General features: G+C 70.2%; 11 protein-coding genes and 1 pseudogene. 11 read left to right on the top strand and 1 reads right to left on the bottom strand.

Translation table 11 applies throughout. The features are described from left to right. The 11 genes from RIF68_RS15865 to RIF68_RS15815 form a co-directional block, all read left to right on the top strand. Positions 1–257: RRQRL motif-containing zinc-binding protein (locus RIF68_RS15865; protein ID WP_309051897.1), on the top strand; the 257-nt coding region annotated here is incomplete at its 5' end. Beyond that, positions 241–612 (top strand): DUF6251 family protein, encoded by a 372-nt coding sequence (locus RIF68_RS15860; protein WP_309051896.1) that lies wholly within the window; start codon positions 241–243, stop codon positions 610–612. The genes RIF68_RS15865 and RIF68_RS15860, both read left to right, overlap by 17 nt. An 81-nt stretch (positions 613–693) precedes the next feature. After that, positions 694–882, top strand: coding sequence for a DUF6257 family protein (locus RIF68_RS15855; RefSeq protein ID WP_309051895.1), 189 nt, complete (start codon positions 694–696; stop codon positions 880–882). A gap of 91 nt (positions 883–973) precedes the next feature. Continuing rightward, positions 974–3,046 carry a cell division protein FtsK gene (locus tag RIF68_RS15850; RefSeq protein WP_309051894.1) on the top strand — a complete coding sequence of 691 codons (2,073 nt, stop codon included), beginning with the start codon at positions 974–976 and terminating at the stop codon, positions 3,044–3,046. Positions 3,047–3,196: 150 nt separating this feature from the next. Next, positions 3,197–3,457: a hypothetical protein gene (locus RIF68_RS15845; protein ID WP_309051893.1), complete on the top strand. Its 261-nt coding sequence runs from the start codon at positions 3,197–3,199 to the stop codon at positions 3,455–3,457. Further along, positions 3,448–3,636: a hypothetical protein gene (locus RIF68_RS15840; protein WP_309051892.1), complete on the top strand. Its 189-nt coding sequence runs from the start codon at positions 3,448–3,450 to the stop codon at positions 3,634–3,636. The genes RIF68_RS15845 and RIF68_RS15840 overlap by 10 nt, the downstream gene beginning before the upstream one ends. A gap of 273 nt (positions 3,637–3,909) precedes the next feature. Then, positions 3,910–4,956: a DNA cytosine methyltransferase gene (locus RIF68_RS15835; RefSeq protein WP_375165707.1), complete on the top strand. Its 1,047-nt coding sequence runs from the start codon at positions 3,910–3,912 to the stop codon at positions 4,954–4,956. After that, positions 4,953–5,801, top strand: a complete 849-nt coding sequence (locus RIF68_RS15830) for a bifunctional DNA primase/polymerase (RefSeq protein WP_309051890.1) — start codon at positions 4,953–4,955, stop codon at positions 5,799–5,801. The genes RIF68_RS15835 and RIF68_RS15830 overlap by 4 nt, the downstream gene beginning before the upstream one ends. 2 nt (positions 5,802–5,803) lie before the next feature. Then, positions 5,804–7,282, top strand: coding sequence for an ATP-binding protein (locus RIF68_RS15825; RefSeq protein ID WP_309051898.1), 1,479 nt, complete (start codon positions 5,804–5,806; stop codon positions 7,280–7,282). A gap of 455 nt (positions 7,283–7,737) precedes the next feature. Further along, positions 7,738–7,968, top strand: a complete 231-nt coding sequence (locus RIF68_RS15820) for a helix-turn-helix domain-containing protein (RefSeq protein WP_309051889.1) — start codon at positions 7,738–7,740, stop codon at positions 7,966–7,968. Between the two features lie 80 nt (positions 7,969–8,048). Next, the gene (locus RIF68_RS15815) at positions 8,049–9,317 is read left to right on the top strand and encodes a site-specific integrase (RefSeq protein WP_309051888.1); all 1,269 of its coding nucleotides are present in this window, start codon (positions 8,049–8,051) and stop codon (positions 9,315–9,317) included. Positions 9,318–9,392: 75 nt separating this feature from the next. Here RIF68_RS15815 and RIF68_RS15810 read toward each other — a convergent pair. Beyond that, positions 9,393–9,589 (bottom strand): annotated as a pseudogene (locus tag RIF68_RS15810) (glutamine synthetase); the annotation flags it as partial.

Raw genomic sequence — 9,589 nt, 5'->3', positions numbered from 1 at the left:
GTCAGGGGGTGGCCGCGCAGCTCGAACGGCCGCGTCGTCGCCGGGGCCCGCTGGTCGCCTACCTCTACCGCGTCGACCTCGCCAAGCCCGTACGTCCGATGACGCCCGCGAAGTGGGCGGCACTGGCCAGGGCGAGCGCCGCCCGCCGTCTCTGCCCGGAGTGCGGGCGGGACGCCGGTCATGTCATTCCCGCAGCGCTCGGCATGTGTGTGCCGTGCGCCTACCCCGAAGGGTCCTGCGATGGAATCGCTGCCTGAGGTGCCCCGGGTCGTGCAGCTCCCGGACGGCACGTACACCTACACCGATCATCTGCCCGCGCCGGCGCAGTACACCGGCCCGCAGATCGTTCACCAGCACGTGCACCAGGCGCCGCCGGACCGCACGGTGCAGCGCGTAGCGCTCGGTACCGGGGTCGGTGCCGGGGCGGTGGCCGCCGGCGTCTACTTCGGCCCGCTGCTGGTGGGCGTGCTCACCGCCATGGCCGCCAATCTCGCCCTGCTCGCGCTGATCGCGGCGGTGTGCGCGTGGGGTGTCGTCACCGTCGTCCGTTCGGTGGGTGGCGAGGACGGCAAGCGCGCCGCGAAGAACGTCGCTCGGGCCCGCCGCCGCTGACGGCTGCCCCTCGCTGCCCGCCCCCGCCGGGTCGGGCAGCGGGAGGGAGCCGGACAGTCCGGCCCGGAACGGGAGACAGCTGTGAGCAGCAACAAGATCCGCCTGACCGCCGGTGAGAAGGCGCAGATCGCTTGGTACGTCGCGCGGATGGCCAAGCGCGGGCTGGCCGACGACCGCCACGGCAGCGGACGCGTCGACCAGAGCGACCTCAGGCGAAAGATCGAGCGGATCGAGAACAGGGCCCTCAAGCGCCAGCAGGGCAGCAAGTAGCAACGCCCCGGGGGCGGTCGTCCCGGCCAAGGAATCAGGCCGCCCCCGGGCCACCCCACCACCACTTTCGAAGCAGCAGGGAGTACGCAGCATGACGGAAACCACGACGGGCCCGCACCTGCGCCCCGTCCCCGACCCCGACGAGACGCCGGCCGCACCCGTGCCGGTGGACAATCCGGCGCTGCCGGAGCCGAAGGTGCGCATCGACAAGCGCAAGCCGGTCCTGGCCGGATGGCTGACCAACCGGCGGGACTTCCTCGCCACCGCCCGACACACCGGCGCGCACGTGGGATACGCCGCCCTGTACCACGGGGTCCGCATTCCCGTGTATGCCGGACGCCTCGCGCTGATGTCGCCGCGGGGGGCGTGCCGGTTCGTCGCCAGCACGAATCGGTGGGTGTGGGACCGCGAGGCCGCCCCGTTGCGGGAGTTCGCGGTCCGTACCGAGGACGTCGAGGAGTACATGCGCCTGGCCCGGCTGCGCGCCGGCCGTATCCGCCTGCGGGGCCTGGTCACGCTGGTGGCGGCGGTGTTCGGGGTCGGGTTCGCCCTGTACCTGTACGTCCTGGCCCCCGCGTTCCTGTACGCGTTCGCGGCTGGCGGGGTGCTGCTGCTCGGTCTGGCCGGTCAGCAGCCCGACGCGCCCGTGGTGGGTCCGGCGGTGCTGAAGACGGAGGTGCAGAAGCTGACCGGGTCCATCGTCCTGCGCGGACTCGACAGCATCGGGAACGCGAAGATCACCGCTGCGATCAAGAAGGGCGGTGACATGAACGGGCTGCGGTTCGTCTCGGAGATCGTGCGGGACGGGCCCGGCTACCGCGCCGACCTGGACCTTCCCTACGGCGTCACGCCCGAGGACATCATGGAGGCCCGTAAGCCGCTGGCCTCCGGTCTGCGCCGCAAGACCGGCTGCGTGTGGCCCTCGCCGGACCCGGAGCAGCACGAGGGCCGGTTGGTGCTGTGGGTGGGCGACAAGCCGATGAACGAGACCACCAAGCCCGCCTGGCCGCTGGCCAAGTCCGGCATGGTGGACCTGTTCCGACCGGTCGTGTTCGGCAACGATCAGCGGATGCGGGATGTGGCGGTGACGCTGATGTTCGCCTCCGTCGTCGTCGGCTCGATCCCGCGCATGGGCAAGACCTTCCTGATGCGGCTGTTCCTGCTGATCGCCGCTCTCGACCCGCGCGCCGAGGTGCACGCGTTCGACTTCAAGGGCACCGGCGACTTCGGCGCCCTGGAACCGGTCTGCCACCGCTACCGCGCCGGCGAGGAGGACGACGACATCGCCTACGTCGTGCAGTCGCTGCGGGAGCTGAAGGACGAGTTGCGGCGCCGCGCGAAGGTCATCAAGTCCCTGCCGCGCTCGCGGTGCCCGGAGTCCAAGGTCACGCCCGAACTGGCGGCGGACAGGAGTCTGGGGCTGCACCCGATCGTGGTCGGGTTCGACGAGTGTCAGGTGCCGTTCGAGCACGAGGAGTACGGCAAGGAGATCGAGGCCATCTGCACCGACCTGGTCAAGCGCGGTCCGGCGCTGGGGATCGTGGCCATGTTCGGCACGCAGCGGCCCGACGCGAAGTCCCTGCCTACCGGCATCAGCGCCAATGCCGTTCTGCGGTTCTGCCTGAAGGTCATGGGCCAGCCCGCCAACGACATGGTGCTGGGCACGTCCATGTACAAGTCCGGCTACCGGGCCACCATGTTCTCCCGCTCCGACCGGGGCATCTGCTGGATGGCCGGCGAGGGCGACGACCCCCGCATCGTCGCGTCTGCGTTCGTGGACGCGGTCGCCGCCGAACGCATCGTCGCCCGCGCCCGCCAGGCCCGCGAGGAGTACGGCAACGTCACCGGCCACGCCGTCGGCAAGGGCCCCGAGCAGTCCGGCACCGGCTCCGACATCCTCGCCGATGTCCTCGACGTCATCGCCGACGGCGAGAAGGCCGTGTGGTGCGAGCGCATCGCTACCCGCCTGGCCGCCGCTCACCCCGACGTCTACACCGGTTGGGCCGGTGAGAACGTCACCGCCGCGCTCAAGCCGTGGGGCATCAAGCCGGGGCAGGTATGGGGCACCACCGACGAGGGCGAGGGCGCCAACCGGCGCGGCATCAAGCGCGCCGACATCACCGCCGCGATTACACGCCGTAACGCCGATCGGGCCGCCGCCTGACCCCAGCAGCACTGCTAGACCTAGCACCCGCGCCCGCTAGGTCTAGCAGCCCTACTAGCGCCCCATGGGGCCGCTGATCAGCGAACTAGCGTCTAGCGGCCCACCTGCGCAAACCCCCGAAACCCGCCCTGAGAAGGGATGTGAGCCCCCGTGGCTCTCGCTAGCCTCGCCGTCCTGCTCGTCCTCGCCGGTTACGCACTGCTATGTACCGTCCGGCCGTTCGCGCCGTGCCGCACGTGCGAGGGCACGGGCGTCCGCCAGGCCCGCCGCACGGTCAAGTTGTGCCGCCGCTGCCGTGGGCAGCGCTACCGGCTCCGCATCGGGCGCCGCCTGCTCAACACCGGACGCGACATCCACGCCGCCGGCACCCGCCGCCACCACACCGACCGGGAGTTCCGCACATGGCCGTGACCGTCTCCCTCGTCTTCCTCTTCGGACTCGTCCTGTTCTTCCTCCTGCGCCACCACAGCCTGAGCGCCGGCGCCGCCTTCGTCGCCGTCATGTTCGGGTTCTTCCTCGCCTCCACCGGCGCGGCCGGGCCCATCAACGAGATGGCGGCTGCCGTCGTCCAAGCCATCCCCGACCTGTAGAGGCGTCCCGCATGTTCGAGATCCGCGTGATCTGCGACCCGCGCCACTACGTCCGCCAGCAGTACGCCCGCTGGGCCACGCACCACTAGCGATGCCAAGGGCGGCCCCCTCTTCCGCCAAGAACACGGGGCCGCCCTTGCCAACCAGAACCCACCAAGGAACTGGAGATACCCCAGCATGACGCAACCCGCCACCATCCGGCGAGTGCCTGGTGCACCGCCGACCATCGTCGATCTGTTCGCCGGCCCGCGTGGCTGGTCCGAAGGACTCAGGATGCTGGGTCTGACGGACATCGGCCTGGAGTGGGACGCGGCGGCCTGCACGACCGCGCTCGCCGCCGGTCACGCGACCATTCAGACCGACGTGGCTGCCCACCCGACCGAATCGTTCAAGGACCGCATCACCGGCCTCATCGCCTCCCCGCCGTGCCAGGCGTGGTCGAGGGCCGGGAAGCGCGCCGGACTCGCCGATCAGGTGATCGTGCATCAGGCCGTCGACGACCTCGCCCATGGCCGTGACACCCGCGCCGTACTGCTCGCTCAGTGCAAGGATGCGCAGTCCCTGCTCGCCGCTGAGCCGATGCGTTGGCTGTACGACCTCCGCCCCGGGTGGGTGTGCCTGGAGGAAGTCCCCGACGTTCTCCCGCTGTTCCAGCAGTACGCGGGCATCCTCCGCATCTGGAGCTACAGCGTGTGGGTCGGCATCCTCAACGCTGCCGACTACGGGGTGCCGCAGACCCGGAGGCGGGCCATTCTCCTGGCCTCCCGCACCCGGGGCGTGAGCGCGCCCGAGCCGACGCACGCGAAGTCCCCGGTAGTCGATCTGTTCGGCGGGTGCCCGGATTCCTGGGTGTCCATGGCGGACGCGTTGGGTCTGCCGTCCGGCGTCACGGTCAACACGCGTGGCGACCGCCCCAAGGACGAGCGGGGACGGGCGGCCGGCGGCAACGAGTTCACGGCCGACCGGCCGAGCAACGCACTGACCGGCCGGGCGCGCTCCTGGAAGCTGCGCAGCGGGCAGGGTTGGAAGCTGCCCTCCGGCGACGTCGAACGGTACGAGCGGGCGCTGAGCGAACCGTCCTTCACCATCACCGGTACCGCGAACCGCTGCAAGTGGGTGGGAGACGGCGTCGAGGAGCGCAACCTGACCCTCGCGGAAGCAGCCGTCCTTCAATCGTTCCCGGCCGATCACCCGTTCCACGGGACCCGCACCAAGCAGTTCGAGCAAGTCGGCAACGCTGTGCCGCCGCTGCTCGCCGCGCACATCGTCTCCGTGCCCACCGGCATCCCGGTTCGCTCGGCCTTGGAGGTGGCGGCATGACCACACCGGTGCACCCCCAGCACACCGCGCTGAGCCTCGCCGCGTCCGGCGTGCCCGTGCTGCCACTGCGCCGGGGCAAGGTCCCGTTCGGCAACTGCCCGGCGTGCGCGGACAACGCGTGCGGCGGCCGGCCGAACATGAAGACCCCGGGCCCCTGCCGCTGCTCGGCCCCCTGCCACGCGTGGGCCGCCGCCACCACCGCCCCGGCCGTCATCGTCTCGCCCGCATGGGCGGCGGCGTGGCGACGGGCGGTGTGCGTCGGCTACCACCCCGGCGGCGCCGGCCTGACCGTCGTCGACCTGGACGACGTGGACGCCATCGCCTGGGCCCGCACCGCCCTGCCCGCCACCCGGACCGTCCCGACCACGCGCGGCCAGCACTGGATCTACCGAGGCGCCATGCGCTCCGTGAACGCGGTGCGCCCCGGCGTGGACATCAAGTCGACCATGGCCTACGCCCGCTACCTCGGGCCCGGCACCGGCACCATGGCCGAGCTGCCGGACGCCGTGCGCGCGCTGGCCGTCAAGGAACCCTCCCCGGCCAGCCCGGCGCCGCATGCGGCCGTCGTGCCCGCTGGTGCCGGGGGAGGGGAGTGTCCGCACCGCACGCCCGCCTACCTGGACCGTGGCATCGCCATGGCGGAGCAGCGCATCACGGAGGCGTCCAGCGCGGTCCACACGACCGTGTACCGGACGTTCCTGGCCGTGCTGTCCAGGCACGGCCGGTGCGGCTGCCTCACCGACACCCACGTCGCCCGCCTGTTCACCGCCGCGCAGAGCAAGGGCGAGACGGCCCGGCACTGCACGGACGCGTGGACCAACGCCCGCACCACGTTGGGACTGTGACCATGTCCGAGGACGAGAAGACCCCGGCCCGCGAGATCATCACCGACTACGCGCAATCCCACTTCCGGTACTTCCGCACCGCCGACGGCACCGTGTACGCGCAGCGCAACGGCCACCCCGTGGCCCGCCCGATCCGCTCCCAGGGCACGACGGGAAGCCACCGGCAGGAACTCATGGTCGGACTGTTCAGGGACGGCATCGGCGTGTTCAACGGCACCGCGATGAAGGAAGCGCTAGACCTGATCGAAGCGTTGGCGCTGACCGAGGACGTGCAGCCCGTGCACATCCGCGTCGCCCCCGGATTCGACGGGGCCTCCTGGCTGGACCTGGGGCGGGCCGATGGGCAGTCCGTGCGCATCCACCCCACCGGGTGGGACATCCGCACCCCGGACCCGCGGGAAGTTTGCTGGCGGCGTACCCAGCTCACGGGGGAGCTGCCGCTGCCGGTCAAGGACACCGACGGCAAGGGCATCGACCTGCTGATGCGGCTGTGCAACTTCGCCACCGCGGAGACCGAGTGCCTGGCCATCGCGTGGCTCATCGGCTGCCTCGCACCGTCGGTGCCCGTGCCCGCCCCGTTCCTCACCGGGCCGCAGGGCGCGGGCAAGTCCACCGGCGGGCGGATGCTGGTGCGGATCATCGAGGGCATGACCGGGGACCTGCGCCGGGCCCCGAAGGACGAGGAGAACCTGATCACGGCGGTGGCGGCCGGCTGGGTCACCGCCCTGGACAACCTCTCCCACATGACCCCGGAACTGTCCGACGCGATGTGCTGCATCGTCACCGGCGCCGAGAACGTCAAGCGCGCCCTGTTCACCGACGGGGACGTCTTCCGCATCGGCTACCGCCGCCCCCTGCTCCTGACCGGCATCGACGTCGGCGTGATCCGGCCCGACCTCGCCGAACGTCTCCTGCCGCTCCGCCTGGAACGCCCCCGCGTCCGGCGCACTGAAGCGGAACTGTGGTCCGACTTCGCCGAGGTGCTCCCTGTCATCCTCGGCTCGCTCCTGGACCTCACCGTGCAGGTACGGGCAGCACAGGCGGACATCCCGACCGACCTACGCATGGCCGACTTCGCGCACCTGTGCGCACAGCTCGACGCCGCCACCGGTCTGGGAGCGCTCGCCGCCTACCGGGCCAGCCTGGACGACCTCAACGACGACGTCATCGAGGGCGACCTGTTGGCACAGACCGTACTCAAGCACGCCACCGACATGGGGTCGGGCACCGAGCAGCGGATGACGTCCGCCGAATGGCTGCACGCTCTGACGGGCCTCTACACGGGCGAGGACTTCCGTCCCCTGCCCAAAGGGTGGCCGACCACCGGCAAGGTGCTCTCAGACCGACTCAAGCGCCTACAGCCAACCCTCGCCGCCCGGGGCGTCCTCATCGACTGGGGACGCACCAAGACATCTCGCTATATCGAGATCGCGCGGCCAGCCGACGTGCCGCCCCCGGCCGAGCAGGAAGCGGCCTTCTGACCGCACGGCCGGGGCGGGCCGTCGCCCCCGGTCGTGCTCTCGGACAAGCAAGAGGAGCACCCGCCGGCGCGTGCTCCTCTTGCTGTTCGGCGGCGCCGCCGCCCTGCGATGGTCGCGCCGCGAAGCGGCTCCTTCTTCACGTCCTGAGCCGCACCACAACAGAGACCACCCCTCTTTGTCCGAAGTAGGAAGACGCTGCGTCACCTGCGTCACCCGCACTCCGAAAACGGCCGGTGACCTGCCAGAAGACGGGTGACGCAGACGCCCGATTCCTGCGTCATCCTGCGTCACCTGCGTCACCCGATGACGCAGGTCTGTGTCACCGGTGACGGACCTCCATCGTGCTGCGTCACCACGAAACCCCAGGTCAGAGCCGCGAATGACGCAGATGACGCAGGTGACGCAGAAATCCGCACCTCGGACAGGCGGTCACGCCCACCCCCCTTGGAGTCCTCATGGCAGCCTCCGACCCTCGCGCCACTCTCCGGAACGGCCTCCCCGACCGGTACCTCACCCCCGATGACATCGCTGCGATGTTCGAGGTGCCCCTAGAGACCGTCTACCAGTGGCGCAAGAAGCGGACTGGCCCGCCCGGCTTCCGCATTGGCAAGCATCTGCGCTACGACCCCGCCGACATCCGCGCCTACGTCACCGACCGCAAGAACGTCGACCGCGACGCTGCCTGACCAGACATCACAAGACACAGCAGGGAGAGCCGCACCCCTGCGGCTCTCCCTGCTGCACGTAGAGAAGGGATCACCACCGCATGGCGGGCCACGTCCAAGACCGCTGGTACAAGATCGAGGCCGATTCCAACGGGAAGCCCCGCCGCGTGAGAACAGAGCGGCACGGATCGGGCCTGCGTTATCGCGCCCGCTACATCGGCCCGGACGGGACCGAGAAGAGTAAGTCCTTCCGCGACGGACAGAAACGGCTGGCCGATCAATGGCTTGCCCACATCGAGGCGGACATGTCCCGGGGGCAGTACCTGGACCCTTCTGCCGGCCGCGTGACGTTCCGGCAGTACGCCGAGAAGTGGCTGACCACGCAGACCACTGCGATGACGACGCGCGAATCGGTCGAGTCTGCGATTCGCGGTCACGCGATCCCCTATCTCGGCCCGCGCCCGCTTGGGTCCTTCAAACCGGAGCACATCCGGGATTGGCTGAGCCAACTGGAGACGGCCGTGTCGGCGTCGTCCTACCGGCGCGTGATCTACAACAACGTTGCGGCGGTGCTCAACGCGGCCGTGGACGATGGCCATCTGGCGAAGAACCCCTGCCACGCGCAATCCGTGCGGCCCCCTGCTCCGGGCGCCGGGCGCATCGTGCCGTGGAGCGGAGCGCGTGTCTTCGCCGTACGGGCGGCGCTGCCGGCGCGCTACCGCGCGACAGTGGACCTGGGAGGCGGATGCGGACTACGACAAGGGGAAATCTTCGGGCTGCCAGTCGACGGCATTCGTTTCGATTCCGGCTGGCTCCACGTTGCCAATCAGGTGAAGGTGACGAAAGAGGGCCTTGTGTTTGCGCCGCCGAAGCGAGACAAGGTCCGGGACGTCCCATTGCCGGACCGCGTAGCGCACGTCCTCAAAGCGCATATAGAGACGTTCCCACCCGTAGAGATCACCCTGCCATGGCTTCGCGTGGGCGGCCCGCTTGTGACCAAGCGACTGCTGTTCACGCGCCTCGACGGCGCGGGTGCGGTTCGGCGGACGGACTTCAACGACCGTGTGTGGAAGCCTGCTCTCGTGGCTGCTGGTGTGATCCCTACGCCGAGACCGGGGGAGCGCCATCAGGCTGCACGCGAGCACGGCATGCACGCTCTCAGGCACTTCTACGCCTCAGTCCTCCTGGACGCTGGCGAGAACGTCAAGGCGCTGAGCAACTACCTGGGACACAACGATCCGGGGTTCACCCTGCGGGTCTACACGCACCTCATGCCGAGCAGCGACGCGCGGGCCCGAAAAGCCGTGGACGGCCTCTACGAGGCTACCGACCCGGTGCCAGACGGCCCAGAGACGGCCCAGAGCCCGTGAGGCGCGATGGGGCCGACGGTTCGCAACCGTCGGCCCCATCTGCTGAATCAGCGGGAAATTCGCTCTGACCTGCCCTTACAGCACCGGCAGTGACTTGCGCAGCTCGAAGGCCGTCACCTGGGACCGGTACTCCTCCCACTCCTGCCGCTTGTTGCGCAGGAAGAAGTCGAAGACGTGCTCGCCGAGGGTCTCGGCGACCAGGTCGCTGCGCTCCATCAGGGCCAGCGCCTCGCCCAGGTTCTGGGGGAGGGGCTCGATGCCCAGCGCGCGGC

The sequence above is a fragment of the Streptomyces sp. genome (genome assembly GCF_031178505.1).
Classification (GTDB): domain Bacteria; phylum Actinomycetota; class Actinomycetes; order Streptomycetales; family Streptomycetaceae; genus Streptomyces; species Streptomyces gulbargensis.
The sequence above is the reverse complement of the archived record's forward strand: the minus strand, read 5'-3'. Positions and strand labels throughout refer to the sequence as shown.

Excerpts from the sequence above, each read along its gene's own strand:
- RIF68_RS15815 (WP_309051888.1), top strand. The coding sequence starts at position 8,049 with ATGGCGGGCCACGTCCAAGACCGCTGGTACAAGATCGAGGCCGATTCC.
- RIF68_RS15840 (WP_309051892.1), top strand. The coding sequence starts at position 3,448 with ATGGCCGTGACCGTCTCCCTCGTCTTCCTCTTCGGACTCGTCCTGTTC.
- RIF68_RS15850 (WP_309051894.1), top strand. The coding sequence starts at position 974 with ATGACGGAAACCACGACGGGCCCGCACCTGCGCCCCGTCCCCGACCCC.
- RIF68_RS15825 (WP_309051898.1), top strand. The coding sequence starts at position 5,804 with ATGTCCGAGGACGAGAAGACCCCGGCCCGCGAGATCATCACCGACTAC.
- RIF68_RS15830 (WP_309051890.1), top strand. The coding sequence starts at position 4,953 with ATGACCACACCGGTGCACCCCCAGCACACCGCGCTGAGCCTCGCCGCG.
- RIF68_RS15860 (WP_309051896.1), top strand. The coding sequence starts at position 241 with ATGGAATCGCTGCCTGAGGTGCCCCGGGTCGTGCAGCTCCCGGACGGC.
- RIF68_RS15835 (WP_375165707.1), top strand. The coding sequence starts at position 3,910 with ATGCTGGGTCTGACGGACATCGGCCTGGAGTGGGACGCGGCGGCCTGC.
- RIF68_RS15820 (WP_309051889.1), top strand. The coding sequence starts at position 7,738 with ATGGCAGCCTCCGACCCTCGCGCCACTCTCCGGAACGGCCTCCCCGAC.